This is a genomic window from Vibrio proteolyticus NBRC 13287, assembly GCF_000467125.1.
GTDB lineage: Bacteria > Pseudomonadota > Gammaproteobacteria > Enterobacterales > Vibrionaceae > Vibrio > Vibrio proteolyticus.
In genome coordinates this window covers 183,123-209,909 of the sequence record NZ_BATJ01000001.1, presented here as the reverse complement: position 1 = coordinate 209,909, position 26,787 = coordinate 183,123, and the positions used below count along the sequence as shown (strand labels likewise).

Genomic DNA, 26,787 nt, shown 5'->3' with positions numbered 1-26,787 from the left:
TGATTGCTCGGTCTTGTAAAAGGCAGGTCAATGAACCAGTTTGCCTGTGCTTAGTTTGATTACCCCAGAGATACCAACAGATAAGGACTTCACGTGACAGAACATTTGCAGTCATTTTTGACCACAGGAACGCATTCCACGCTGATGCTATTTGTCGGCATTGTTGCGTTGTCGTATTTGCTTGAAGACCTGGCAATCGTCACGGCAGCCGGACTGGCCTCTCAACAACTGACGTCGTATCCGGTGGCGCTACTGGCTATTTTTGTCGGTATTGCCAGCGGCGATCTTGGCTTGTATTACCTGGGGAAATGGTCACGGCGCGTCCGGAGTCTACGTTATCGTGCGGTAACCAATCGCCATTTTCGTCACCTCAAAGGACGGCTGAGTCGTCATGCGTTTAGCAACCTGTTCGTGATTCGTTTTGTTCCGGGTTTACGAACTGTGGGCTATACGCTCAGCGGCTTCTTTGCCATACCCGCGGGGCTGTTTTTGTCCGCGGTATTGCTTGCGACGGCAGTATGGACACTGCTGGTGTTTTCAGTGGTGTACTGGCTGGGTGTTTCGGTCTGGCAGCAAACCAGCGCTTATCAATGGTTATTGATTCCGCTGGCGTTTTCTGGGTTGGTGTTCGTCAACCGTTTCCTGAATAAAACACTAACAAGAGGGATTTCCTGATGTTAATACCTGACATTCCATGTATTGAACTGAACCGGATAAACGCGGGTATGCCGATACTGGAGTTGGATACGGGCCGTACGGTGTCACCGTATGAGTTCCTGCCCAGCTGGTTTTTCTACACACCGGTCGTGATGCAGAGTCTGTTGCAGGGCGTCCGCTATTTAGACTGGACATTGCCGCTGATTGCCAATCCGACGATTCGTCTCAGCGGCATGGTTGGGGAGTCGAAACACGATATCCTCAATCTGGCCGGTTCGCATGCCAAACGCTGGATCGCTCCGTTTGTCACACTGACGAAAGATACGCGGTCCATTGATGACCAGCTGCAAGCTGCGCTTCACGCAATGCAAAGTGCGCAGTTGGCATTCCCTGTCGTGGCGAAGCCCGATTTGGGCTGTCGAGGTGTTGGGGTTAAGTTGGTACAAGATGACATGCAACTCAGACACTATATCGAAAGCTTTCCTGATCATGCCCGTTTTCTTATCCAACAAAAAGCGCCATATCAGGCTGAAGCCGGGGTGTTTTATGTCCGCTATCCCGGGCAACAGCGCGGACGGATATTTTCCATGACGCTGAAATACGCGCCTTCGGTGATCGGTGATGGTAAACACACCTTGAAGCGCCTAATCGAGCGCTGCCCGAGAGCGGGTCAACTGACGCATCTGTATTTCCCTCGTTATCCGGACAAACTTGATTGGGTCCCCAAGAAAGGGGAAGAGTTCCAGTTAGCCTTTGCCGGCAGCCACAGCCGTGGTTCGATCTTTCGTAATGGCAATCAATTCATTACAGAAGAACTGACTCGTCAACTGGATAAGATCTTTGATGATTTTGACAGTTTCCACTTTGGTCGTCTTGATATCAAATTTGAGGATATTCATCAGTTTATGCGAGGCGAGCGCTTTATGATTCTCGAAATTAATGGCGCCAGCAGTGAAGCCGCCCACATCTGGGACCGCAATACACCGCTACGCGAAATTTTTTCCACTTTACTGGCTCAGTACCGGATGCTGTTTGATATCGGTGCGCAGCAAAAGCAGCGCGGGCATCAAACGCCAGCATTAAAAGAGCTCTTTCATGCCTGGCGGGAAGAAAAACAACTCACTCAGCAATATCCGGCAACCGACTGACTAAAAGGCGACAACAATGCTTGCACTCTCTGAGACGAATTCATCAAACGCCAGCGTAACCAGTCTTCAGCCTGCATCGGTACGAGGCTGTGTTGAAACACTGGATCAAGGGTATGCGTTTCTTCATCACCTGGAGGACAGTGACTACACTCATGTGGCTCAGCCCCACCTTTGCAGTTCAATTGGTCAGCACTACCGCCACTGGCTGGATATCTTCCATGCTTTGCAACACACACAAGAAGGGGTGGTGGATTACAATCAGCGCCGACGAGGGCACCACGTCGAAACGTCACGTCAGGCCGCGATGAAAGAGATCGAACATCTGATCGATTGGGTCTTGCACTGCTCGCCGAAAGCGTTGCACGCACCTGTCACCGTGATCTCTGAGGTGTCGCTTAGTGCGAGTGAAAGCATCGCTTCAGTGTCAACGTTTGAGCGTGAACTGACGTTTGCAGCGCTACATGCCAGCCACCATTTTGCCATGGCGAAGGTAGTGGCTAGTTTGCTGGGCATCAAGGCTTACGAGACATTTGGTCTCGCGCCGGCTACGGCGTCATTTTATCGGGGGCAATGACGATGTGTTCTGTATCTTGGTTAGTGGATCGTAACGGTTATCAGGTGTTCTTTAATCGTGATGAACAAAAGTCGCGCGCACTGGCGTTGCCACCACAACAGCTTAACATTGATGGGGTGGAAGTATTGATGCCCATTGACCCCCAGGGAATGGGAAGCTGGATCAGTCTCAACGAATACGGCTTATCTCTCTGTTTGTTGAATAATTACCAAGGCATTGTCCCTGATGGCGAGCTCGTCAGTCGCGGCCTGTTATTGCGTCAGCTGGCGTCGAATTACAGCGTGCATGGCGTTATTCACGCGTTCAAACAACTGGAACTTCGCCAGTTTGCACCATTTTCTCTGCTGGTGTTCGACCCCGAACTCACGCCTGAACTGCGAGCTGTGATGGCGTTGGAATGGGACGGTACTCAAAGCCGGATTCACGCGACGGACTCACCACTGTTTTCATCTGGTGTTGATCTGGTGGCGGTTCGCGATTACCGGCTAAGCATCTATCAGCATCTGACATCGAAAGAGATGAGCGAAGAACAACTGCTGAAGTTCCACACCCAGCATCATCCAGAATATTTACACATGTCGACCTGTATGCACCGAAAAGATGCGCACACGGTCAGTTTTACCCACCTCGCAGTCACCAGCGACGATACGTCAATGGCCTATGTTGCCGGATGTCCGTGTCTGCACTTGACCCGACATGCGCTTATGCAATACCGGTATCGCATTGTCGGGCGGGCGTCGCTGGTCTCTTAACAAAGGAAGTCAGTTATGAAGAAGTTTATCATGATGGCACTGCTGCTAGTGAGCAGCAGCGTTTGGGCTGAAGATCCCATTTATACCGGTTTTTTCAGTAACAAAGCATTGGACGGTTATGACACCGTAGCCTATTTTACCGACAATAAACCCGTGAAAGGTAAGTCAGAATTCTCGGTGGAGTATAAAGGTGCAGACTGGTATTTCGCCTCGGAACAGAACCTTAAACGCTTTCAGGCTGACCCGGAAAAATACGCACCTCAATATGGTGGCTATTGCGCCTGGGCGGTATCGGCAAAGAACGATTTTGCCCCTGGAGACCCGAAGTATTGGGCGATTGTGGATGACAAGCTCTACCTCAATTACGATAAAGCGATCAAGCAGCGTTGGGATGAAAAACGTCAACAACACATCAAGCAGGCCGATAAAAACTGGCCAGCATTGATCAAATAGGGAATGGTCATGAGTTTTCAACTAAGTAAGCATCTACCAGCGCTGTTTATTGCGTTTGTCTTCATTCAATCGCTGTTTTTCAAGTTTACCGGTTCCTATGAAACCGATCATATTTTCGGCACGCTGGCGGAATGGTCTGGTTTGGCTTGGTTCGGGACTTACGGTGGCTACTTGATTGGCATCGCTGAGTTGATTGCTTCGATTTTGCTGTTCACCCGTTTCCATGGGCTGGGCGCTCTGATGGCGGTCGGAATCATGTCTGGCGCTATTTTCTTTCATCTGTTCACGCCACTTGGTGTCATCATGCCTGCGTTTGATGACACCGGTAAGGTGGTGGGCGATGACGGCGGTTTATTATTTGGCATGGCTTGCCTGGTTTGGCTATGTGCAGCTTTTTTGGCGTTCAGAGACTGGCGTTCAGACAAAGGGTTTTTGTATAAACTGACTCACAAGGAGGCCTGAGATGATACACAGTCCGTTTCGTTTGCCACGTTATACGCCCTTTGGTGTCGGAGAGTCGATGCTCGAATGGGCGACGGGGCTGGCTAAGCTGGATAAATATTATCAGCAGCGTCCGAAAACAGAGACCAGTTTTGAATTCATGCGTTACACGCTCGACGTTCTGAATATCGATTACCAACTAGCGCAGGGCACCACGTCCGATATCCCGAAGCATGGGCCGGTGGTGATTGTGGCAAACCACCCGCTGGGGGCTATCGAAGGAGTGATTCTGGCGGATCTTATTGGATCGGTACGCAATGATGTGAAAGTTCTGGCCAATCAGTTACTCAAACGCCTGCCAGAAATTGAAGATTTGTTTATTGGTATCGATGTTTTTGTCAGCAAAGACGCGGCGCGAACCAATGCGAATGCGATTCGTGAAGCACACCGGCATCTGGCCCTGGGGGGAGTGTTGGTCGTCTTTCCTGCCGGGGAAGTATCGACTTATCATCAGGGCGAAACGGGGTTATTGGACATTGAATGGAGTCAGTCCGTGGCGAAATTTGTTCGTCGTAGTCAGGCAGTAACGGTGCCGGTTTTTATCGATGGTAGCAACAGTCGTTGGTTCTACCGCGCTGGCCGCGTTCATCCTTTGCTTCGTACTGCCATGCTAGGCCGTGAGTTGCTGAATAAAAAAGCCTCAACCATTAATATCTCTATTGGCAGCCCAATTGCGTATTCAGAAGTGAAAGGATTTGAAAACGATGCGGATCTGGTCAGTTACTTTCGTCTCAACACCTATTTGATGGGACGACAGACTGAGCAAATGAAAGACTATACTGGCGCGTATGAGACGCCGGTCATGACCCAAGTCGATGTAACATTGCTGGAAGCGGATCTGGCGCAGTTACCACCAGATGCGCTACTGCTCAGTCAAGGGGAGTTTGATGTGTATTGCACACACTCTCAGCAGATTCCCAACATGATGCGTGAAATTGGTCGGGTCCGCGAAGTCAGTTTCCGTTCCGTGGGTGAAGGCAGTGGTTTGGCATGCGATCTGGACGAGTACGATTTACATTATCTTCAACTGTTTGTCTGGAACCGAGACCATCAGGAGCTGGTGGGGGCTTACCGTTTGGGACGGGTAGATCAATTGCTTGATCAAGCCGGCATTGAGGCGTTGTATTCACGTAGCCTGTTCCGTTATGACCAGGCGTTCATTGATTCGCTCGATCAAAGCCTCGAAGTCGGTCGTTCGGTCGTTTCAAAGAAATATCAGCGCAACCTCAACTCCTTGCTGTTGCTGTGGAAAGGAATTGCCACGTTTGTTTATCGTCATCCGCAATACACCCATTTGTTTGGCCCGGTTAGCATCAGCAACGACTACAGTCATCAGGCGCGTCAGTTAATGGCGGCAACGTTGTCCATTCATCATTATGATCAGGATAAGGCCAGTCTGGTTCAGCCGAGTGTGCCCCTGAGTGATAAGGAACCGGTATTTTGGCAAACGGGTATGTTGTCTGCGTTAGCCAATGTGTCGTTGTTGTCTAAAGTGTTGGCACGTATGGAGCAGGGAAAAGGGCTGCCGGTGTTGTTGCGTCAGTATCTGGGGATGAACGGGAAACTGGTGTGTTTTAACGTCGATCCGACGTTCAATAATGCTCTGGATGGTTTGATTGTGGTCAATTTGAAAAACGTACCGCTCAAAACGCTCGGAAAATACATGGGGCGAGAGCAGGCGGAGCAATATCTGACGGAAGAAACCGCACTGTAAACTAAAGGGGGACAGCTTGAGGCTGCCCCCTTTTTCGTCAGGCGTTAAGTGCCTGTTCCAGATCTGCAAGAATATCGTCAATATGCTCAATCCCGACCGAAAGACGAATCATCTCTGGTGACACTCCAGCCTGTTTTTGCTCTTCAGCACTCAACTGACGATGCGTGGTCGACGCAGGGTGACAAGCGAGAGACTTGGCATCGCCAATATTCACCAGTCGCTTAAAAATCTGCAATGCATCGTAAAAGCGTACACCGGCGTCATAGCCTCCTTTGAGGCCAAATGACAGTATGGCCGATGGTTTGCCCTTCATATATTTCTCGGCCAGAGGATAGTAGACCGAGTCTGATAACCCCGCATAACTGACCCAACTGACCTGTGGATGCTGTTGCAAATACTGGGCAACTTTGAGGGCATTGTCAGTGTGGCGTTCCATTCGTAGTGGCAGAGTTTCCAGCCCTTGCAGCAGCATAAAGGCGTTCATGGGAGACAGCGTCGAACCGGTGTTGCGCAATGGCACGGTTCGGGCGCGACCAATGAAAGCGGCAGGGCCAAACGCTTCAGTGTAAACAACGCCATGGTAGGAAGGTTCTGGACGGCTGAAGACTGGAAAGCGTTCCTGATGGTCTGCCCATGGGAACTGACCGGAGTCGACAATAATGCCACCTAAGCTTGTGCCGTGTCCGCCGACGTATTTGGTCAGTGAGTGGACTACAATGTCGGCACCAAATTCGATCGGTTTGCAGAGCGCCGGCGTGGCCACCGTGTTGTCTACGATCACAGGTACGCCAAGAGCATGAGCTTTTTCGACAATCCCCGATAAATCCACAATATTACCCGCCGGGTTGCCAATGCTTTCGCAATAGATCGCTTTGGTGTTGTCGTCAATCAGCTCTGCCAGGCTTTCCGGGTGATCATCTTTTGCAAAGCGCACCTCTATGCCTTGTTTGGGCAGCATATGAGCAAATAGTGTATAGGTGCCGCCATACAGCTGAGGGGTGGAGACAATATTATCGCCCGCCTCAGCCAGCGTCAGAATCGCATAGTTAATCGCAGCGCTTCCGGCGCTCACTGCCAGAGCTGCAACTCCTCCCTCTAATGCCGCCATGCGTTTTTCCAGTACGTCATTAGTGGGGTTCATGATGCGAGTATAAATGTTGCCTGGTACCTCCAGATTGAAGAGATCCGCACCGTGTTGTGCGTTGTCAAACTCGTAAGCGACCGTCTGATAAATCGGTGTGGCGACTGACTTTGTTGTTGGATCGGTTTCATAACCAAAATGAATAGAGAGCGTTTCGTCTTTCATAACTCGTCCTTGATGCATATTCGTCAGTAATACCTTAATCGTCATTGTCTTGCCCTTCATCTACATGAGAAAAAAACTGAGATCCTGGCCGGAATATGTGTCGAGCATATGGGAAAATCTATATAGGTATTTACGATTGGTTTTTTATTATTGATAGTTGGAATCTAACGTTTCGTTTTTGAATTTCATTTGATATTGATTCTCATTTGCGTTGGTCGTAATCTTTTCTCATACCCTTGAGGAGAAAGTCTTATGAATACCTCGACCATCACAATCCGTCCGCCTTCGGCAAACATGCATTGGTCTTTGAAGCTCAAACGTAAACTTATGTTGTTGGGGCCGGCGTTTATCGCTGCAATCGGTTATATCGACCCGGGCAACTTTGCGACCAACATTGAGTCTGGCGCAGCATTTGGTTATCAATTGCTGTGGGTTGTGCTGTGGGCCAACCTTATGGCGATGCTTATTCAGTATTTGTCGGCCAAACTGGGGATCGTGACGGGTAAGAATCTGGCCGAGCACCTTCGTGACCATCTACCCAATAAATGGGCGGTGGGCTTCTACTGGATTCAGGCAGAAGTGATCGCCATTGCTACTGACCTGGCCGAGTTTATTGGGGCTGCCGTTGGGTTCCAATTGCTGTTTGGCATCAGCCTGGTGCAGGGAGCCGTGGTAACTGCGGCGGCGACGGTGATGATTTTGATGTTCAGCAGGAAAGGGCAGAAGCCTCTTGAAATGATAATCGGTGCTTTGTTGCTATTGGTCGCCATGATCTACGTCGCTGAGTTGATCTTCGCGCAACCTGTCGGCACAGAGATGCTGAGTGGCTTGTTGACGCCAGGATTTTCAGACTCTCGTCAGGTTTATCTGGCTGCGGGTATTCTTGGCGCTACGGTAATGCCACACGTGATCTACCTACACTCCGCATTGTTTAAAAACAGCTATGGCGAAAGCAAAGTGACTCGGCTTCGCTCAACGCGGTTGGATGTGGTTATCGCGATGGTGATTGCCGGTTTCGTTAATATTGCGATTGTGGCGATGGCGGCTGCGGTTTTTCATGCCAGCGGACATCCACATGTTGCTGAAATTGAAACCGCATATCTGACTCTGACCCCGCTGGTCGGTCAGGCAGCTGCTGCGCTGTTTGGGGTGTCGTTGATTGCGTCTGGTTTATCGTCAACCGTGGTCGGCACGATGGCAGGACAGGTCGTCATGCAGGGCTTTGTTCGATTCTCGATTCCCTTATGGTTGCGCCGTACAGTCACGATGGCACCATCTTTTGTCGTGATTGGATGGGGAGTCAACACCACCGATATTTTGTTGATGAGCCAGGTGGTACTGAGTTTCGGAATTGCGCTGGCGATCATTCCTTTGTTGATGTTCACGAACAGCGAGCGATTGATGGGGCAGTTCAAAAACAACAAATGGGTAGCATATGCTGGCGTGGTTATCGTGGCCTTGGTTCTGGCATTAAACGCGTATCTGTTGGTAGCGCTGCTTTGATCTCTGAAGAGAAAAGTGAGCCCGGCCGGGGGCCGGGCTGATTGTATTCAGGCGTCTATATTGAGCAGGTCGAGAAAAAATGCGTATTCCAGCGCATCTTCTCTGATTGGCTTAAACCGTCCGGAAGCCCCGCCGTGACCTGCATCCAGATCGGTTTTAAACAGCAAGACATTATCGTCTGTTTTAAACTCTCGCAGTTTGGCCACCCATTTCATTGGTTCAAAGTACTGCACCTGAGAGTCATGCAGCCCGGTGGTGACCAGCATATTAGGATACGCCTGAGCACCGACATTGTCATAGGGAGAGTAGCTCAGCATGTAATCGTAGTAGAGCTTCTCATTTGGGTTGCCCCACTCATCGTACTCGTTGGTGGTTAAGGGCAGAGATTCGTCGAGCATGGTGGTGACTACGTCAACAAAAGGCACGTGAGCAGCTACGCCGTGGTATAAATGTGGCGCCTGATTGACAACCGCTCCGATCAATAACCCACCGGCGCTGCCGCCGACCGCGAATACTTTGTCGCTGGCTGCGTACCCTTGGTCAATCAGTGAGCGTGTGACGTCGATAAAATCATTAAATGTATTCTGCTTGTTCAGTTTTTTGCCATCTTCATACCAGGGACGGCCAAGCATTTCAGATCCACGAATATGTGCGATTGCATAAACAAAGCCGCGGTCCAGCAGGCTGAGTCGAGTAGAGGAGAACCCTGGTTCGATGGTATGTCCATAGGAGCCGTATGCATACTGGTAGAGCGGATTTGTGCCGTCTTTCTTAAACCGATCCTGACGGTAGACCAGAGTCACCGGAATACGTTGTCCGTCGCGAGCGGCAATCATCAATCTTTCGGAGCGATAATTCTGTGGCTCAAAGTCACCCAGTACTTTGGTTTGTTTGAGAAGCGTGCGTTTTCCGTCGGCCAAAGAGAAGTCATAATAGGTGACGGGCGTGGTCATGCTCGTGTAGTAGACCCTGACGTTGTCGCTATCGAGCTCGTGGTTGTCCGCCAGATAAGCGGTGAACGCGGTGTCGTTAAACTGAAGCCCGAACTCGTCACCGGTGGAAAGGCGTCTGACGGTGATGCGTGCCAAACCATTTTCTCGCTGCTCGTACACCAGATGATCGTTGAACAGCGTAAAATCCACTAACTGGACATGTTCCTGAGGCGCAATCACATCCTGCCACTGGTTTCGTTCACTGCGCTGACTGGCATGGACTTTCATCAACCGGAAATTGACTGCTTGGTAATTGGTGTAGATGAAGTACCACTCGCCCAATTTTGCGATCTCGTATTCGACGCCGTCTTCACGCGGGAAAAATGCGATGGGCAGTGCTTCCGGGTCGTTTGCATCCAGTATCGACACGCCACTGGTTTCCGTGCTGGAGTGGTAAATGTAGATTTCCTGCCGGTCTTTGCTTTTCCCCATGAAGGTGAAGTAGCTGCTGTCTGGCTCCTCGTAAACTAATTGGTCCTCGCTCTGGGGTTGTCCGAGTCTGTGGCGGTAGACTTGATAGCCGAGCAGAGTTTGTGGATCTTTACGCACGTAGTAAAAAGCTTGGTTATCATTTTGCCAAACGGCATAACCAGCGGTATTTTCAATCACATCAGGCAGATATTCCAAGGTTGTCAGGTTTTTTACCCGTAACGTGTAGACTCGGCGACTGAGCGTATCTTCGCCATACGCCAGCAGGTTGTTGTCGGGGCTGACACTCAAGCCACCAATGCTGAAGTAATCATGGGCTTTAGCCAACTGGTTGGCATCAATGAGCACCTGTTTGTCCGTGCCTTCAGCATCTGTGGCACGCACATAAACGGCATATTCGTTATCACCGGTCACTTCACTGGAGTAATAAAACGGCCCCTTGCGTGTGGGGACCGAGCTGTCGTCTTTAACAATTCGCCCTTTAATTTCGTTAAACAGACGTTGTTGTAACGCCTGGGTGTGAGCCAACTGTTCATCGACGTAACGGTTTTCTGCTTTTAAATGCGAGAGAACGGCCTCGTTGGTGCGGCTGTCGTCGCGCATCCAATAATAATTATCGACACGCGTGTCGCCATGCATTGTCAGGGCGTGAGGGATTTTTTCCGCGACGGGCGGAGTAACGGAGGACGTTTTTTTCAAAGCAGAGGTTCCTTGATAACTACAACCAGAGACAAGTGTGGCAGCGATAATCGCCAAGATAAAGTGTATTGATACATCCTGATGCAATTAGGAAAGGGCGTTTGGTTTTACAACTTGTTAACATGTCACATCCTGAGCATCCCAGTGTGGCACGGATCGATGCCTCACAGTAAAGTATTAATAAGTATTGGTCTGACCAGATTGCTACGGAAAGTCAACAGAGGCAGGAACACTGTGCAGCTCCACTGTATTAAAGGTTATATACAAAACATTTATTTGGCCGAGTACCCGGATAAGCTGATGCTGCTCGACGGTGCTAGCCGGGCGGATATACCACATTTGCGTCATTTCATTGAAGAAGAACTGATGCGTAGCTTTTATGATTTGCGTGTGGTGGTGGTGACTCACATGCACCCGGATCATGCCGGTGCTGCGCATAAACTGCGTGCGCTGACGGGGTGTTTTATTGTCAGCGCTAACAAAGAGGCTGATTGGTATCAGGGAATTGATGGTTTCTTAATGCACCTGACGGATTTAGCTTTGGCACGCTGGATGGCGAATCGACTCAGAACCCCCAAGGCCAACTTATGGTATTCACGCCGGTTGGTTGCAGATCATAAACTCAACGACGGCGACTGCATTCCCGGTTTTGAAGATTGGATGGTGATGGAAACACCGGGGCATACCGACCGCGATCTCTCGGTCTATCATCCACAGCAGGACATTCTTTACGTTGCGGACTTAATGGTTGAAGTAAAACGCAAACTGATTGCGCCTTTTCCGGTGTTTCACCCCAACAAGTACCGAGCGTCTCTGGCCAGAGTGTTTGCCATGCAGCCCCAGCTTTTGTTGGCAGCACACGGCGGCGAGATTCGCTTAACGCCTGACGCGTATCAACATTTGATCGATACCGCCCCAAGACGGCCGACCACACACTGGCGGGCGACCAAGATCAAAGCGCGAACACTACTGACTTCCATTATGAAGTTTGGCTTCCTGATCCGGAAAGATAAGCTTTGAGGTATCAAATCCTGCTTTGGCTGCGATGTCGATGTAGTATTCCAGCTTCTCTTCTGCAATGACGGAGTTGCGTGACAGGATCCATAAATAATCCGTATTGTAGCCGCTGACCAAGGCAGTGGAGTAATCCGGTTCTAAGTAGAACACCACATAGCTGCCATAAAACGGGCCGAAAAAGGAGACTTTGAGGTGGCCAATATCTGGTGTGTCGACGAATTTTGCTTTGCCTTCTGCCTCATCCCACTCTTGAAGCTCCTCATTCCAACCTCGGTTAATGACTTTCACGCTCCCGTCCGGATTCAGAGAGTAGGTCGCACTCACCCGGTTTAATCCGCGTTCAAAACTGTGGTCCAGCCGGGCGATTTCATACCAGGTACCGAGGTAGCGTTGCAGATTAAAAGACTGTACCGGCTCGACTTTCGCAGGGATACCTGTACAGCCAATCAAGGTTGTCAGGGCGACAAGCCACATCACTCCCAATTTCATCAGTTTCATTTCAGCTCCTTTAATATCAGGGTATTACGCGACATAGATTCATTATTGGTTATAAGTGACTGATTGAAAAGTGGATCACTTCACATAGGTTGGAATGAAAAAAAATTACATCAAAATGGGATCTGAGGGTTTTCGCTCATCCTGAATGTCACTTAGTAAGTGAATGTCTTTGCCTGAAATGTACTGATAAACCAGGATGTTGGTAAGGTTACCTCTTTCGTTCTACCCCTTTAGGGTAGTTTGAGGTTGTAATTGATTTACATCATCTTTTCATTTTCTTTCACATTTAAAAATGCGCTTAGTACAAAACGAATTCGCAGGAAAGAATATGAGCAAGCTGAAGCTGGTCGTCATCGGGAATGGCATGGTCGGCCATCGTTATATCGAAGACTTAGTCGAGAAAGCCGATGTCTCTGAGATGGACATAACGGTTTTCTGTGAGGAACCTCGCGTGGCATACGACCGCGTTCACCTTTCCTCTTACTTCTCTCATCACACCGCTGATGAGCTGTCGCTGGTTAAACACGGTTTCTACGAGAAACATGGCATCAACATGTTGATTGGTGAGCGCGCGATTAATATTAATCGTGAAAACCGCACAGTCTATTCCAGTACCGGTCGTGAAGTGCAATACGACAATCTGATCCTCGCTACTGGTTCCTTCCCATTTGTTCCACCGATCAAAGGCCATGAGAGCAAAGATTGCTTTGTTTACCGCACCATCGAAGATCTCAAAGCGATCGAAGCGTGCGCGAAGAACAGCAAATCAGGCGTGGTGATCGGTGGTGGTCTGCTTGGCCTTGAAGCCGCGGGGGCACTGAAAGCACTTGGTGTCGAAACACACGTGGTTGAGTTCGCGCCGAAACTGATGGCAGAACAGCTTGACCTTGCTGGTGGTAACCAACTTCGTCAAAAGATCGAGCGTATGGGCGTGAACGTTCACACCAGCAAAAACACGCTTGAGATTGTAGCAGAAGGCACAAACGCACGTAACGTGATGCGTTTTGCTGATGGCACTGAGTTAGAAACAGACTTTATCGTCTTCTCCGCGGGCATTCGTCCACAAGACAAACTGGCTCGCCAAATGGCGCTAGAAGTTGGCCCTCGTGGCGGTGTTGCCATCAACGATCATTGTCAAACCTCGGATGAAAGCGTCTACGCCATCGGTGAGTGTGCATCTTGGAACGATATGTTCTACGGCCTTGTTGCTCCGGGTTACAAGATGGCGACCGTAGCGGTTGACCACTTGTTAGGTAACACAGAAAGCAAATTCGAAGGCGCTGACATGTCTGCCAAGCTCAAACTGCTCGGCGTGAAAGTGGGTTCTATCGGTGATGCGAATGGCCGTACTGAAGGTTGTAAGAGCTACGTTTACCAAAACGAAGAACAAGAAGTTTACAAACGCCTCATCGTGTCTGAAGACAATAAGAAGCTACTAGGCGCCGTACTAGTGGGTGACACGTCTGACTACGGCGATCTGCTTCAACTTATGCTGAACGGCATTGACCTGCCAGAACACCCAGATGCGTTGATCCTTCCCGCACACGCAGGCGCTGAGAAACCCGTTTTAGGGGCCGATGCACTACCAGAAAGTGCAGTGATTTGTTCATGTTTCGACGTGACCAAAGGCAAGATCGCTCAGGCAGTGGCTGACGGTCACCATACGCTAGCGGACATCAAAGCAGTGACTGGCGCAGGTACAGGCTGTGGTGGTTGTATCCCGCTAGTGACGTCTGTTCTAAACGCCGAGCTTGCTAAATCTGGTATCGAAGTGAAGAACGACGTGTGTGAGCACTTTGCTTACTCGCGCCAGGAGCTGTTCCACCTAATCCGTATCGAAGAGATCAAAACGTTTGATGAGCTTCTGGAGAAGTACGGGAAAGGTTACGGTTGTGAAGTATGTAAACCACTGGCTGGCTCTATTTTGGCGTCTTGCTGGGGTGAGCACATTCTTAAGCCACAGCTGGTTAAGCTGCACGACACCAACGATAACTTCCTGGGTAACATCCAAAAAGACGGCACGTACTCTGTTATTCCGCGTATGGCGGGTGGTGAAGTTACGCCGCAAGCACTGGGTGCTCTAGCAACAGTCGCAGAAGAGTACGACCTATACACCAAAGTAACTGGCGCACAACGTATTGGTTTGTTTGGCGCGCAAAAAGACGATCTTCCAGAGATCTGGCGCAAGCTGATCGACGCTGGTTTTGAAACCGGTCAGGCGTACGCAAAAGCACTGCGTATGGCGAAGACCTGTGTCGGCTCAACCTGGTGTCGTTACGGCGTTCAGGATTCTGTTGGTCTGGGCTCTTACATCGAGAACCGTTACAAAGGCATCCGCACACCGCACAAGATGAAGTTCGGTGTATCTGGCTGTACTCGTGAGTGCGCGGAAGCACAAGGTAAAGACCTTGGCATCATCGCGACAGACGCAGGTTGGAACATGTACGTATGTGGTAACGGCGGTATGAAACCACGTCACGCAGATCTACTGGCCAGCGACCTGGACAAAGACACGCTGATTAAGTACATCGACCGCTTCATGATGTTCTACATCCGCACCGCTGCACCACTACAACGAACATCGGTTTGGATGGAAAACTTAGAAGGTGGTGTCGACTATCTGCGCGAAGTGATTGTTGAGGACAAACTGGGCATCAACGCGCAACTTGAAGCAGACGTAGCCAAGCTTGTAGACGAGTACGAATGTGAGTGGACGGCAACCATCAATGACGAATCACAACTGACTCGTTTCGCGCACTTCATCAACTCTGACAAGCGCGATGACAACGTTGTGTTTGTACAAGAACGCGAACAACACCGCCCAGCGACCTTCACGGAGAAACACCCTGAAGCGAAAGGCGACATCCTACACGTAGCGATCATTGAAGCATAAGGGAAGGTTGAAAATGTCATTTGAAAAGATTTGCCAAATCAGCGACATCGTACCGGGCACTGGCGTTTGTGCTTTGGTTAATGGTCAGCAAGTGGCGGTATTTCGCCCAACAGAATCGGAAGAAGTGCTGGCGATCAGCAACACCGATCCATTCTTCCAATCCAACGTGCTTTCTCGCGGTTTGATTTGTGAGCATCAAGGTGAGCTTTGGGTAGCAAGCCCGCTGAAGAAGCAACGTTTTAACCTGAAAACAGGTGCTTGTATGGAAGACGAGCGTTTTAGTGTTCGAGCATACAAAGCCCGGGTCATTGACAGCGGCGTTGAGATTAGCGCGTAGCCGTTTCGCCCCTCCTTCATGCTGGGAGGGGCGGCAGTTTCAATAGACAAAGGTTTCCGTTGCTTATGGTCGGGGGACAGGAAGCAACACTGCACACTGAGTGTTCAGTCTTGGGAAATCTTTCTCTATTTAATCTTTAACTTTCACTTTTTGAATAAGGACACTGACATGTCTACAGACTTTAAACCTGCTGAATTCGTGCAAAGCATGATTAACGTTGGTGAGGCCAAAACGAATACCAGCACACGCGATCTTCTGCTGCGCGGTACCATGGCGGGCGTCATTTTGTCGCTGGCAGTGGTTGTCGCGATTACTGCAATGGTGCAAACGGGGATTGGCCTGGTGGGCGCGCTTGTTTTCCCTGTGGGTTTTGTGATTCTCAGTGTGATGGGTTACGACCTGGTGACTGGCGTATTTGGTCTGGCTCCTTTGGCTAGATTTGCCAACCGTCCGGGCATCACCTGGGGGCGTATTTTTCGCTGTTGGGGACTGGTTGGTTTGGGTAACCTGATTGGTTCTCTGATCGTTGCTTACCTGGTGGCTATCTCGCTTACGGGCAACTTTTCATTAGAGTTTAACGCAGTGGCGAAGAAGTTTGTCGCCGTATCGACTGCACGCAGTCTTGGGTTTGAAAACATGGGTATGGACGGGTGGATCACCTGTTTCGTTCGCGCCCTCTTTTGTAACCTCATGGTGTGTCTGGGGGTTATCGGCAACATGACTTCACGTTCCGTATCGGGTCGCGTAGCAATGATGTGGCTTCCAATTTTCATCTTCTTTGCGCTGGTCTTTGAGCATACAGTCGTGAATATGTTTCTATTTCCGCTGGGTATGATGCTTGGCGCCGATTTTGGCATCGCGACCTGGCTCAACTTCAATCTCATTCCAACCATCTTGGGTAACATTATTGGTGGCCTTGTGATGACTTGTCTGCCTCTGTATCTGACCCACGCAAAAACCGCGCCGGCTCTGAATGCAGAAGAGAAGCCAGTCCCTGCAACCACGGCGATGGCAAAATAAGCCTTTGGGTTGGCCCCATTTCTAACGGGTGGGGCCAGCATTAGATTGACGTTTCTATTTCGGATGTTTCTGGCTTAGCTATAAAAAGTCGTCACTCGCAGCGGTGTACTCTGAGTGTTACTTCTTATATCTAAATCTGAACAGGCAGGCGTTGCTATGACTACCAACCACACTCCAGCGAATATCGGGTTTGTCTCACTCGTCGGCGCAGGGCCGGGCGATCCGGATCTACTGACGGTAAAAGGATATCGAGTCATTCAACAGGCCGATGTGGTTGTTTATGACCGTCTGGTGTCACCGGAAATTCTAGCTCTGGCCAGCAGTGATGCGGAGATGATTTACGTCGGTAAAAAACTCGATTTTCACTGCGTTCCTCAAGAGCAGATAAATCAGATTCTGGTGGAGAAAGCCAATGCAGGCTTGCGTGTAGCACGCCTGAAAGGCGGTGACCCATTTATTTTTGGCCGCGGCGGAGAAGAGTTGGAAGAGCTTGCCTTGCACGGTATTGCTTTTGAAGTTGTGCCTGGGATCACCGCCGCAGCGGGCGCCACAGCATACGCAGGTATTCCGTTGACCCACCGGGATCATGCGCAAAGTGTTCAGTTTATCACCGGGCATGTACAAAAAGACGGGCGTGAAATCGAATGGGGTTCGTTGGCACAATCCAATCACACTCTGGTGTTTTACATGGGGCTCAAACAGAGTGGCCACATTACGCAACGGTTACTGAAACATGGCCTGTCAGCGGAAACGCCGTGTGCAATCATCGAGAATGGTACGCGGCGCACGCAACGTGTTTTTACCGGGACACTGGAGCAGTTGCCTGTGTTAGGGAGGGTTGCCGAGAGTCCGGCATTGATTGTGGTGGGGAGTGTGACATCGTTGCATGAAAAGTTGACCTGGTTTAACCGTCAAGAATGATGCTTCAGTCGCAGGGTCTGATGCTGGTAATTTTCCGGCGAACACGGGCGGGAACTGTTATCATAACCGCAATTTAGTGATGAGAGACACGTTCGAGCTTATGGAAAAAATCGCCATCTTTGTGGATGTACAAAACATCTATTACACCACCCGCGAGAAATACCGGGCTAATTTTGACTACAACTTTTTTTGGTCAGTAGCCACCGAAGGGTGTGACGTTGTCACTGCAAATGCTTATGCGATCGCCTCGACCGATCCTGGTCAAAGGCAGTTCCATCACATTCTGCGGGGCGTCGGCTTTAACGTCATACTCAAACCATTTATTCAGCGCCAGGATGGCAGTGCGAAAGGGGACTGGGATGTCGGTATTGCTCTGGACGTATACGAAGCCGCTGCACAAGTGGACAGGGTGATTCTGCTCTCAGGTGACGGCGATTTTGACATTCTGGTTGAGCGTATTCAGCAACGGTTTAATACTCGTGTGGATGTTTATGGCGTCCCTGGGCTCACCGCTAAGAATCTGATCGAGGTCAGTGATCGATTCATTCCTGTAGATGATAATTTTCTACTGCGTAGGCATTGATGTCCTCTGGCCGGGCTGTATTTAGCTCGGTCAATTTTATTACTAATTGTCTGCAGCACATCGTTGGTAACTCTGTTCTATTTCTCCGTAACTCGGATTTTCCCTCCTCAATACCATGCGCTCATTGGGAGTGTTCGTCTCAATTTTATTCAATTAAGACAATAAATTAACGCAAATTGGTGATTTTGTGTCCGATAGAAGTTTATGTGCTCATAATTTCCTATTGAATAAAAATGATAATTGATCTCATTATCGTTTGTGGTTAGTATACGCGCCTTATCAATGATTTGAATGTTGTAGTTTATTGTATGAAACGAGTGAATGTTGTTCTGTTGTCCGTATCAGCATTAACCACCAATCTGTCTGCCAGTGAAGACTTTTCCTGGCTCAGAGATGACACCCGCAGCAGTGAACGGGTACAAACGTATCTGTCTGAACAAAACAAGCTGGCCGATTCATATCTACAACATTTGCAGCCCCTTAAGCAGGCGTTAATCAAAGAGTGGAGTGACAGCACGCCGACCAAAGCGCAGGAGCCCTGGACCATTCTTGGTCAAAGCGAGTTTCTACTGACGGTTAAAGACGAGAAAAGAGTGCTGCTTCAGCGAGACCGAACCACCAAACAATCCAAACTATTGCTTGATGTTGAATCCAGAGCTGCTCGCAACGGCTATTATCAATTGGCGAATTGGTCACTGAGTCCGAATGGCCGTTTGCTGGCTCTGGCTGAAGATAATGAAGGCAACGAAGCGTACCGGATAACTCTGATTGATTTGAAAACTCAGCAAGAGCGGGTGATCGACGAGCACAGTGATACGGAGATCCTTTGGTCGACGAACAGTACGCGTCTGTACGCCATCAGAAAAACCAACGGCGACCTGAGACCAGCCAATCTGGTTGAATACAACCTAGAGTCGGGGGACTCTCGTACAGTGTATTCAGAGGCGGATGCGGGATGGTTGTTGTCTGCTTATGTTGCCAGCGACAAACGCTATGCCCTGTTGCAGGTAAACAATGAGTTGTCCAGTGAGCAGCGGATACTGAACCTGAATTCTGGCATGTTATCCGCGCCAATCCGCACGCGTAAAACTGGTGTTGAGTATTACGCCGATATCGCAGAAAACGCTGTCTACCTTGTCAGTAATTTGTCTGGCATGAACCGACTGTATCGGGCGGCTTTGAGCAATACCTCTGACTGGCGAGCCATCTACCAGCCACAAAATGGCGCTCAACTTAACACCTATTATTTGTTCGAACACGGCATTGTGCTTTCCGAACGTGTAAAAGGACAAGAGACATTCGTCATTTTGGACCGCAGCGGCAAAGTGCGGATCAGACAACCGCTCGCTGAATCGGGTACGGTTGGTTGGTTAAGCCGCCCGGGAGATTATGCCAGCAACACCATACATATTCGTTCTATGTCTATGATTCAGCCGCCGAAATGGGAAGCTCTTGATGTGGCCGATGCATCACGTCAGTTGCTGAGCCAGGACGAATACCCAAATTACCGAAGTGATCAATACCGAACCGAGCAGATTGACGTACTGTCGGAAAACGTACAAATCCCCGTCACACTGGCATACAAGCCTTCCGCATTAAGCAAGCATTCGCCTGTGATTTTGTACGGCTACGGCGCGTATGGTTTCACGATGAAGCCTTATTTTATGCCTCAGATCACCTCGCTACTGGATCGTGGATTTATCTACGCCGTTGCTCATGTGCGCGGCGGTGGGTATTTCGGTGAATCCTGGTATGCAGCTGGGCGGGGTGTAAATAAAACCCAAGGCGTAGCAGATTTTGTACATGTGGCCAAAGCACTCAGTGAGTTTCAACAAGGGCAACGCAAAGTCGCTGCTATCGGAGCCAGTGCCGGTGGAACTCTGGTTGCCGCGGCGATAAATCAAAGCCCGGAAAGTTTTTCGGCGGCCAGTCTCAATGTGCCATTTGTTGATGTGATCGCCAGTATGTCTGATACCCGTCTGCCTCTCACCGCGCAGCAGTATCAGGAGTGGGGTAACCCGGTCAATGATCGTGCGGCGATGACGCGTTACGATCCTATGAGCAATATCCGCATCCAGGCGTATCCGCCTTTGCTCGTCCGAGCTGGTTGGCATGACCAGCGCGTGCCGTACTGGGAGGGAGCAAAATATCTGGCTCGAATCTCGAAATCAAGTACCAAAGCCGGACCGTATCTTCTTAAAACAGATTTTCAAAGCGGGCATGCAACGGACAGGCGCAATGCCCTAGCGCAGCAGGCGATGGATTACGCATTTCTGATTGAACAATTACAACCATCTGATTAACCGGAGTCGTTAATGAAACTTTCCCCAGTGAACGTTGCTGTGCTGAGTGCACTGGCAACAGGCTTCGTGCACGCTGAATCTGAGCCAGGCACGTATGAAAAAATCGTTGTGACCGCCAACAAATATGAAGAACCTTTATCACAAACGGCTGGCTCGGTGGCGGTGATCAGCGGTGACGACATCCAGAAAGAAGGTGCAACAGAGCTGTATGACGCATTAAACCATGAACCAGGCGTCAGCGTGACTGGCGGCGCTGGCCGGCCACAAAACATCACGATTCGAGGGATGTCGGGCAACCGTATCGTAATCGTTAAAGACGGTATCGCAATGTCGGATGGTTATGGGGCGGATGATTTAAATGATAGCGCCGGTCGCAACTCGTTTGACGTTGCGACGCTCAAACAGATTCAGGTGGTAAAAGGGGCCAGTTCGACCAGCTATGGCTCCGGTGCGATCGGTGGTGTTGTGATCCTCAAATCCAATACACCGGAAGACTTCCTCAACGGCGAAAATATTTACGTTGATGCCAGCGGGACGTACACAGGGATCAGTAATAAATATCGTGCTGCGTCTAATCTGGCGTTTCGTGTCGGCGATACCAGTAGCCTTCTTAGCGCGGCGTATTGGACTGGAGAAGAGACGCGCAACCACCGTCAGGATCTCTATAACCGGGATGTCGACGGTGTCAGTGCGGAATACACGCTGCACCACATAGTGAATGATCAGTGGCTGTTGAAAGCAAAAGCTGAGTTGTATTCAGAAACGATGAAGCGCCAAGAGGGCATTGCGTCGATTCAGACTGACGGCCTGTGGAACATAAAGGATTACAACGAAGAGAACACAACGTCGACGTACCTATTCTGGGTTGGGGCTGAGTACGATGCGTTACACACCTGGATGGACGCGCTCGATACTAAGTTTTACTACCGTACCACTGAGTACGATCAAGACACCAATCGTCTGATGAACCGTGACAACAATGGGATCACAGAGCAACGGCGCGAAATCGAACGTCGCCGCTTCAATGATGAATTAATAGGCTGGTCGCTGGATGTGAACAAAGTGCTGGATGTGGGCCGTGTAGAACACACCATGGTGTATGGTGCTGTGATTGAAACCACATACCACGATCGTCCGGTCGATGAAACGCGCTCCGACTGGAATGGGGAAATCAGTGACTCTTCGACGCCATTTGCGCCAGCGCGCGGCTATTCTATGGGGGTATTCTTCCAGGATGCCATGCAGTGGAACAGGTGGACAGCCATGCTCGGGCTGCGTTTCGACGCGCATCGCCTGACCGCTGATGATGCCGATGCGATCGGCTACGAAGACTTGAAAGATAACAGCAGCAGCGAGCTGTCTCCGAGCGCCTCTTTAGCTTACCAGTTTACGCCGGATCTCAATGCCTATGTCAGTTACAAGCACGGCTACCGATCGCCTGAATATGACAAAACATACGGTTACGTCAGCCATGATTTTGTTCCGATCACTCCGTTTGTGATTCTGCCGAATTTCGATTTGGAAGCAGAAACCAGCGACAGTTTCGAAATCGGTACCAAATACGATGACGGTGCGCTGCGTGTTTATGGTGCGATTTTTTACAATAAATTCAATAACTTCATTAGCGTTGTCGACAAAGGTTTTAACGGTGCTAGCGGATTGTTCGAAAAACGCTATGAAAACATCGACGGTGTCGAAACTTACGGTGCGGAAGCGACGGTGGAATACGCGTTTGCTGACGACTGGACCGCTTCGACCAAAGCAGGCTGGGTGAATGGCAAAGATGATGACGGCGAATATGTTCGTTCCATTACACCTCTGGAAGGCAACGTCAGTTTGCGATATGACAATCGCCACCTGAACGGGTACGCACGTCTTAATTGGGCCGATGCCATGGACAGAACGCCAAGCTGCGCGACGGATCTCGGTTTGAAAGCGGATTGTGCCACCACATCTGGTTGGGCAACGGTGGATCTGGGCGTCGGCTACAACTTCAATGCCAACACTTATGTCAGCCTCAACGTGATTAACCTTTTCGACCGCGAATATGTGCGCTACCAGGATGTGGCTGGCGTTGCTGAGTCTCAGACCCGCTTTTCTACTGAGCCGGGTCGCTACTTTACCGTCAACGCGCGTTATGCGTTTTAAGGAGTCAGCATGAAGCCTCAATTGAGTTTACTGGCGTTGAGCCTTGCGGCGACCACAGTGAATGCGGGTGAGTGGGATTACCCCGCGGGCAATGAAGTGGTGGCCGACCCGGCGGCGGCACGCGCTTACGTCGAGCTGCATTACCCAACGGCAGGAACCGCAACGCTACGTTATGAGTCGAATAGCCAGCTTGGTCATTACTACAATTTTGATATCCGCGTCGATGGCGCCTATCAACCGCAACGTACCCTTGTGATTCACACCGACACCAGTGGGGTGGTGCAACGTGTGTTTAAGAGCCTCGAAGATACAGTGCTGCGTGACGGCGTGGCGATTACAGCCGCTGAGCTGGAACAACCGCGTCGACTTGAGGCGACAACGCCGCCCGATCTGGCCAGTGGGACGGTCACGACTGCCAGGGTGAACGTAGTGGATCCAGATCTACGCACAATGGACAAGCAACCTGCGCCGGATGGCCCCTGGCTGAGTGTGTCTGACTATCCTAATGCGCCTCGTTTTGTCGAACGTCAGGTGGATGTACTTGATGTGGGTGGACAAATTTATCTGTCAAATTCACGCGTGATGCAAGTTGATGCGGCGTACCTTGAGCAGCAGGACCCGGATAGCGGTACGTGGTCGCAAAGCGACAGTGCCTCCTTTCTGCCGCAAGAAGGTTTGACGCAAATCGCTGACTTAAACGCGCTTAATCGTCTCACATTTGCCTCTGAAGACTTCGTTCAGGTGATGGCTTTTTATCAGATTGATCAGTCGTTGCAGTACCTGCAATCACTGGGCTTTGATCTGTTTGAAGATCCACTTGTGTTTGATGCGCGAGGGTTAGCCAATAACAACTCCAGCTATTTCTTCGGCCCTAAAGCGTTGATGTTCGGTGTCGGTGGTTCTCCGGATGCTATGGACGCTGACGTTGTGGTGCATGAGTTAGGGCACGCCATCCACTATCAAATCGTACCAGACTGGGGCTACGGGCACACCGGCGCTCTGGCAGAAGGATTTGCCGACTATTGGGCGGGTTCCAACAGTTACCGCAAACTGTATCAGCAGGGCAGTGACTTTGAGATTGATACCTTATTTAACTGGGATGGCTATTTCGGTAACAAAGTGTCGACACGCAGCTTGTGGAATCAGCGAGCGCGATACTTCGAACAGAGTGAATACCGAGCTCACGAGAGTGTGGCTGGAGAGTTAGGTGACGAACTGTGGTCAACACCGCTGTTTCAGACGCTGAAGCAAGGTGTGGCTCTCTATGGTGAAGAGGCCTTTAAAGAAGTCGACACCTTAGTGCTTGAGTCCATGTATGGTCTGGGCCGCGGGATGAAAATGCATGATCTGGCTGAGAGTATGATGTTTGTTGCAGACAAGCTCTATCCGGCACGTGAATATAAGCGATTGCTGAAGGAAAACCTGGCGTTGCACGGGTTGTTGAAAGCACCGTTTAACACCGAGTTTGAAGCGCGTTATGTCGACAGCGGACAGCCCGTCAAGATTCGGTTGCTTAGCAATGGCAGGCAAGCCAGTGTTGAGGGGCGCGTTCAATCGTCGACTGGCGAATCTCAAACGCTGCGTTCGGACAAGTTTGAAACGTTGAACACAGAGCTTAAGCTCTCTGAAAATAACGTATGTGGCGAGGTGTTCACTGTCACCACTCAACTTGATTATCAGTACCAGCCGAACTTGCAGACACACACTTGGTCGGATGTGCAGTCTCTTATCGCTGGCATTCCTCAGCTCAACCAAACCGTGCGGGTGCAAAACTCGGTTATCCCGGATGCCACGCAAGCAGACAACGGAAGTGTGAATTACGGATTCAAGAGTTTTAACTTCATTATTAACGACGATAGTCAGCGCATCGATGATGATCTGGTCATTTACGTCAAACTGGCACATGACAACCTGCAAGACGTAAAGTTGGTTCTGGTTTCTCCGGCCGGAACACGTCAAACCTTGATGGCCAATCAGGCTTACTCTCAGTCGTCTCGCTCACTTTACTGGGTGGGTCAGCATGATGCTCAGGCAAAGGCGTTTACGGGCGAATCTCTGGCGGGCACTTGGCGGCTGGAAATCACCGATTTTTCTCTGGGCGATGCAGGCTCTTTGATCGAGTGGTCAGTTGGACGGCTGACAGGCTACAACTGTCGTCAAACGACGGATAACACTACTGAAAATAACAATAACGAATCCGGGTCCGGTGGCGGGTCACTCTCGTGGGGACTACTGCTACTGAGTGGCCTGATGTTCTGGCGTCGTGAGCGCTTTAATTCATCATCTAAATAAAGAATGATTATTATGAAATATCAACTATCTGCTTTGGCCGCAGCTGTGTTGCTGGCAGGCTGTGGTGGTTCAGGTTCCGGCGGGTCTGACACCAGTGCTCCAACTTACAGCTTATCAGGAACAGTGACCGCACAAGCGGCCAATGGCAATGAAAAAGTGTGTGCTGATCTTAACGGAGATTTTCGTTGTGACAGCGGTGAGCCATCCACCACATCACAAAATGGCGCTTTTACCATCACCAGTACCAACAAGGCCATCTTGGAATCGCCATTGGTAGTGGCGCTGGATACCGGCATTTCTTCCTTGTCTCGCGATGCGAACAGAATGTCGTCAGCGAACGCATTTCTTGTCGCGCCAGGTCAACGTAAAACCTCAGGCAACCAAATCAATGCCATCACGACATTGGTTGCAGGGCAGATGGCGGCGGGGGCCAGCTTGTCTGTTGCGGTATCGAACGTCATTGCTGAGCTCAAAGCGATGGGGTTGCCGGCGTCAAACAACCTTCTCAATGAGGGCGACAGCAACGACTACGCGACACTGGAACAGAACATGCTGACATTAATTGCCGCTATGGATAAATCCAAAGCGGATGCGATGCTGGCTGCGCTGAGCAGCAACTTGTCCGACTATCAGGACGTCATTTTGGCGACTGCGCCAACAGATGAGATGATGGACGCCTTGTTGGCCGAGCTAGTGAATGCTACTGCGGAGCTGGGGCACAATGACACCGGTATCGTCAGCTACTTTTCCGATGCCGGTGACAGTCCGGATCCGCAGGCGGACTACCCGGGGCAGGACGCTGATTTCGGTTACGACCCCGCAGACGGTGGATTCAAGCTGACCAAGCTGGATGCCAATGGTCAGCCGCTAAGTGCCGATGCAGAAGAATGGTCATGCGTGCGCGACGAGCGAACCGGTCTGGTATGGGAAAGTAAAGTTGACGATGCTGCCTCACCTCAGTTTAAGGACCGTCTGTTCGTTTATCAGGTCAGTGGTCAGTTTGAACCATATGCAGCGGATATTGACGCAACAGGCTGTAAAGCCACTGACGGTATCTGCTCAACCGAGGAGTACGTCGCGTATCTGAATCAACATAAAGTGTGTGGCATTGACCAGTGGCGACTGCCGACCTTTGGCGAATACTACGACCTGATCGATTTTGGCGAAACGCAAACGGATGATGACGGTCGCGTTTATGGCCTGACGACACAGTACTTTCCTCGTCAATCAGTGGCCAGCGAATTTGCTGAGGGAGAAGTCTGGACATCAACCGAATTCTTTACCGAATACGATGCATACAAAGTAGAAGGGGCGCGTTACATCCAGATTGCCCAGACGCGCGGTGAGACTCGCGGCATCACCTATGGTGTCGAGATATACAGTGACCAGGTTGAAGCTGGAATGGGTACGTCGTATCAGCTACCGATCCGTCTGGTATCCAAGGAGGCAAAATAATGAAAAAATTGACGACCAGTATCCTGCTATCACTGATGCCAATAGTTGGGATGGCAGGGCAACAATGCTCGATTGATTTACAAAAGAGCGCACCTAATGTGCGCTATGCGTTCAATAGCAACGGCACCATCAAAGACAAAGTCACCGGTTTGACCTGGATGCGCTGTCCACTCGGGAAAAAGTGGAACAGCACGAACCAGCGCTGTGATGGCGAAGGTACAGGAATGTTCTGGCAGGCGGCATTGAATGAGGTACAGTCAATTAACCAAAGCCAGAATCACGCGCTGTATCACTTTGCTGGCAAAAGTGAATGGCGTATGCCCAGCGTTAAAGAGTTAATGACACTGGCAGAGCATGCGTGCATGAAGCCAGCTCTGAACAGCAAAGCCTTTGCGAATGCGTTTCCTTATTCAACCAATGAAGAAGGATATGGCGCCGGAGATGTGCGCTCGTACGTCTGGAGTAACAGCCATATTCAATCAACCAGTGAAATCATACTGTTTGATGTGCGTAATGCAGAAGTGGTGAGTTACGGCCCGACGATGCTTGAAGCGAGTGTGCTTTTGGTTAGCGATCAATAAGCCTGACCATC

The 26,787-nt window shown here is 50.3% G+C and carries 21 protein-coding genes and 2 pseudogenes; 20 read left to right on the top strand and 3 right to left on the bottom strand.

Features of this window, described 5'->3' with window-relative positions; genetic code table 11:
* Positions 1-144: 144 nt before the first annotated feature.
* From VPR01S_RS00915 to VPR01S_RS23220, 8 genes and pseudogenes are all read left to right on the top strand, one after another.
* Positions 145-675 (top strand): DedA family protein, encoded by a 531-nt coding sequence (locus VPR01S_RS00915; protein ID WP_052035719.1) that lies wholly within the window; start codon positions 145-147, stop codon positions 673-675.
* Positions 675-1,805, top strand: coding sequence for a hypothetical protein (locus VPR01S_RS00910; protein WP_021703400.1), 1,131 nt, complete (start codon positions 675-677; stop codon positions 1,803-1,805). Before VPR01S_RS00915 ends, VPR01S_RS00910 begins: the two co-directional genes overlap by 1 nt.
* 16 nt (positions 1,806-1,821) lie before the next feature.
* Positions 1,822-2,379 carry a hypothetical protein gene (locus tag VPR01S_RS00905; protein ID WP_021703399.1) on the top strand — a complete coding sequence of 186 codons (558 nt, stop codon included), beginning with the start codon at positions 1,822-1,824 and terminating at the stop codon, positions 2,377-2,379.
* Between the two features lie 2 nt (positions 2,380-2,381).
* Positions 2,382-3,131 carry an NRDE family protein gene (locus tag VPR01S_RS00900; RefSeq protein ID WP_040902088.1) on the top strand — a complete coding sequence of 250 codons (750 nt, stop codon included), beginning with the start codon at positions 2,382-2,384 and terminating at the stop codon, positions 3,129-3,131.
* Between the two features lie 15 nt (positions 3,132-3,146).
* The gene (locus VPR01S_RS00895; protein ID WP_021703397.1) at positions 3,147-3,584 is read left to right on the top strand and encodes a YHS domain-containing (seleno)protein; all 438 of its coding nucleotides are present in this window, start codon (positions 3,147-3,149) and stop codon (positions 3,582-3,584) included.
* A 9-nt stretch (positions 3,585-3,593) separates the two neighbouring features.
* Positions 3,594-4,046 (top strand): hypothetical protein, encoded by a 453-nt coding sequence (locus VPR01S_RS00890; RefSeq protein ID WP_021703396.1) that lies wholly within the window; start codon positions 3,594-3,596, stop codon positions 4,044-4,046.
* 1 nt (position 4,047) lies between these two features.
* A pseudogene (locus tag VPR01S_RS23225) lies at positions 4,048-4,842 on the top strand (lysophospholipid acyltransferase family protein); the annotation flags it as partial.
* 108 nt (positions 4,843-4,950) lie between these two features.
* A pseudogene (locus VPR01S_RS23220) lies at positions 4,951-5,799 on the top strand (GNAT family N-acetyltransferase); the annotation flags it as partial.
* 37 nt (positions 5,800-5,836) lie between these two features.
* Here VPR01S_RS23220 and VPR01S_RS00880 read toward each other — a convergent pair.
* Positions 5,837-7,105 (bottom strand): O-acetylhomoserine aminocarboxypropyltransferase/cysteine synthase family protein, encoded by a 1,269-nt coding sequence (locus VPR01S_RS00880; RefSeq protein WP_021703394.1) that lies wholly within the window; start codon positions 7,103-7,105, stop codon positions 5,837-5,839.
* Positions 7,106-7,357: 252 nt separating this feature from the next.
* Between VPR01S_RS00880 and VPR01S_RS00875 the strand changes: the two genes are divergently transcribed.
* Positions 7,358-8,608, top strand: a complete 1,251-nt coding sequence (locus VPR01S_RS00875; protein WP_021703393.1) for an Nramp family divalent metal transporter — start codon at positions 7,358-7,360, stop codon at positions 8,606-8,608.
* Between the two features lie 47 nt (positions 8,609-8,655).
* Here the strand turns inward: VPR01S_RS00875 and VPR01S_RS00870 are convergent, their stop codons facing one another.
* Positions 8,656-10,797: a S9 family peptidase gene (locus VPR01S_RS00870; RefSeq protein WP_040902174.1), complete on the bottom strand. Its 2,142-nt coding sequence runs from the start codon at positions 10,795-10,797 to the stop codon at positions 8,656-8,658.
* A 165-nt stretch (positions 10,798-10,962) separates the two neighbouring features.
* On the opposite strand from VPR01S_RS00870, the gene VPR01S_RS00865 reads away from it, so the two are divergent.
* Positions 10,963-11,748: an MBL fold metallo-hydrolase gene (locus VPR01S_RS00865; protein ID WP_021703391.1), complete on the top strand. Its 786-nt coding sequence runs from the start codon at positions 10,963-10,965 to the stop codon at positions 11,746-11,748.
* Here the strand turns inward: VPR01S_RS00865 and VPR01S_RS00860 are convergent.
* The gene (locus VPR01S_RS00860; RefSeq protein ID WP_021703390.1) at positions 11,695-12,243 is read right to left on the bottom strand and encodes a lipocalin family protein; all 549 of its coding nucleotides are present in this window, start codon (positions 12,241-12,243) and stop codon (positions 11,695-11,697) included. The genes VPR01S_RS00865 and VPR01S_RS00860 overlap by 54 nt on opposite strands.
* Before the next feature lie 328 nt (positions 12,244-12,571).
* Here VPR01S_RS00860 and nirB point away from each other — a divergent pair, with 328 nt between their 5' ends.
* The 10 genes from nirB (at position 12,572) to VPR01S_RS00810 (ending at position 26,776) form a co-directional block, all read left to right on the top strand.
* Entirely contained in the window at positions 12,572-15,136 is a 2,565-nt protein-coding gene (gene nirB / locus VPR01S_RS00855) for a nitrite reductase large subunit NirB (RefSeq protein ID WP_021703389.1), read from the top strand.
* Between the two features lie 13 nt (positions 15,137-15,149).
* Complete coding sequence (nirD, locus tag VPR01S_RS00850; RefSeq protein WP_021703388.1) at positions 15,150-15,473, top strand: nitrite reductase small subunit NirD; 324 nt, start codon at positions 15,150-15,152, stop codon at positions 15,471-15,473.
* Positions 15,474-15,641: 168 nt separating this feature from the next.
* Positions 15,642-16,493: a formate/nitrite transporter family protein gene (locus tag VPR01S_RS00845; protein WP_021703387.1), complete on the top strand. Its 852-nt coding sequence runs from the start codon at positions 15,642-15,644 to the stop codon at positions 16,491-16,493.
* Between the two features lie 156 nt (positions 16,494-16,649).
* Entirely contained in the window at positions 16,650-17,414 is a 765-nt protein-coding gene (gene cobA, locus VPR01S_RS00840) for a uroporphyrinogen-III C-methyltransferase (protein ID WP_021703386.1), read from the top strand.
* Between the two features lie 100 nt (positions 17,415-17,514).
* Entirely contained in the window at positions 17,515-17,997 is a 483-nt protein-coding gene (locus tag VPR01S_RS00835) for a LabA-like NYN domain-containing protein (RefSeq protein ID WP_021703385.1), read from the top strand.
* A gap of 308 nt (positions 17,998-18,305) precedes the next feature.
* Positions 18,306-20,300, top strand: a complete 1,995-nt coding sequence (locus VPR01S_RS00830; RefSeq protein ID WP_021703384.1) for a prolyl oligopeptidase family serine peptidase — start codon at positions 18,306-18,308, stop codon at positions 20,298-20,300.
* A 12-nt stretch (positions 20,301-20,312) separates the two neighbouring features.
* Positions 20,313-22,448, top strand: a complete 2,136-nt coding sequence (locus tag VPR01S_RS00825; protein ID WP_021703383.1) for a TonB-dependent hemoglobin/transferrin/lactoferrin family receptor — start codon at positions 20,313-20,315, stop codon at positions 22,446-22,448.
* Positions 22,449-22,457: 9 nt separating this feature from the next.
* Positions 22,458-24,740 carry a proprotein convertase P-domain-containing protein gene (locus tag VPR01S_RS00820; RefSeq protein WP_021703382.1) on the top strand — a complete coding sequence of 761 codons (2,283 nt, stop codon included), beginning with the start codon at positions 22,458-22,460 and terminating at the stop codon, positions 24,738-24,740.
* Positions 24,741-24,752: 12 nt separating this feature from the next.
* Positions 24,753-26,195, top strand: coding sequence for an Lcl domain-containing protein (locus tag VPR01S_RS00815; RefSeq protein WP_021703381.1), 1,443 nt, complete (start codon positions 24,753-24,755; stop codon positions 26,193-26,195).
* Positions 26,195-26,776, top strand: a complete 582-nt coding sequence (locus tag VPR01S_RS00810; protein ID WP_021703380.1) for an Lcl C-terminal domain-containing protein — start codon at positions 26,195-26,197, stop codon at positions 26,774-26,776. The genes VPR01S_RS00815 and VPR01S_RS00810 overlap by 1 nt, the downstream gene beginning before the upstream one ends.
* Positions 26,777-26,787: the final 11 nt, after the last annotated feature.

Bases quoted from the DNA above. Each gene is read 5' to 3' on its own strand.
- VPR01S_RS00915 (WP_052035719.1), top strand. From the start codon at position 145: ATGCTATTTGTCGGCATTGTTGCGTTGTCGTATTTGCTTGAAGACCTG.
- VPR01S_RS00910 (WP_021703400.1), top strand. From the start codon at position 675: ATGTTAATACCTGACATTCCATGTATTGAACTGAACCGGATAAACGCG.
- VPR01S_RS00905 (WP_021703399.1), top strand. From the start codon at position 1,822: ATGCTTGCACTCTCTGAGACGAATTCATCAAACGCCAGCGTAACCAGT.
- VPR01S_RS00900 (WP_040902088.1), top strand. From the start codon at position 2,382: ATGTGTTCTGTATCTTGGTTAGTGGATCGTAACGGTTATCAGGTGTTC.
- VPR01S_RS00895 (WP_021703397.1), top strand. From the start codon at position 3,147: ATGAAGAAGTTTATCATGATGGCACTGCTGCTAGTGAGCAGCAGCGTT.
- VPR01S_RS00890 (WP_021703396.1), top strand. From the start codon at position 3,594: ATGAGTTTTCAACTAAGTAAGCATCTACCAGCGCTGTTTATTGCGTTT.
- VPR01S_RS00880 (WP_021703394.1), bottom strand. From the start codon at position 7,105: ATGAAAGACGAAACGCTCTCTATTCATTTTGGTTATGAAACCGATCCA.
- VPR01S_RS00875 (WP_021703393.1), top strand. From the start codon at position 7,358: ATGAATACCTCGACCATCACAATCCGTCCGCCTTCGGCAAACATGCAT.
- VPR01S_RS00860 (WP_021703390.1), bottom strand. From the start codon at position 12,243: ATGAAACTGATGAAATTGGGAGTGATGTGGCTTGTCGCCCTGACAACC.
- nirB (WP_021703389.1), top strand. From the start codon at position 12,572: ATGAGCAAGCTGAAGCTGGTCGTCATCGGGAATGGCATGGTCGGCCAT.
- nirD (WP_021703388.1), top strand. From the start codon at position 15,150: ATGTCATTTGAAAAGATTTGCCAAATCAGCGACATCGTACCGGGCACT.
- VPR01S_RS00845 (WP_021703387.1), top strand. From the start codon at position 15,642: ATGTCTACAGACTTTAAACCTGCTGAATTCGTGCAAAGCATGATTAAC.
- cobA (WP_021703386.1), top strand. From the start codon at position 16,650: ATGACTACCAACCACACTCCAGCGAATATCGGGTTTGTCTCACTCGTC.
- VPR01S_RS00835 (WP_021703385.1), top strand. From the start codon at position 17,515: ATGGAAAAAATCGCCATCTTTGTGGATGTACAAAACATCTATTACACC.
- VPR01S_RS00830 (WP_021703384.1), top strand. From the start codon at position 18,306: ATGAAACGAGTGAATGTTGTTCTGTTGTCCGTATCAGCATTAACCACC.
- VPR01S_RS00825 (WP_021703383.1), top strand. From the start codon at position 20,313: ATGAAACTTTCCCCAGTGAACGTTGCTGTGCTGAGTGCACTGGCAACA.
- VPR01S_RS00820 (WP_021703382.1), top strand. From the start codon at position 22,458: ATGAAGCCTCAATTGAGTTTACTGGCGTTGAGCCTTGCGGCGACCACA.
- VPR01S_RS00815 (WP_021703381.1), top strand. From the start codon at position 24,753: ATGAAATATCAACTATCTGCTTTGGCCGCAGCTGTGTTGCTGGCAGGC.
- VPR01S_RS00810 (WP_021703380.1), top strand. From the start codon at position 26,195: ATGAAAAAATTGACGACCAGTATCCTGCTATCACTGATGCCAATAGTT.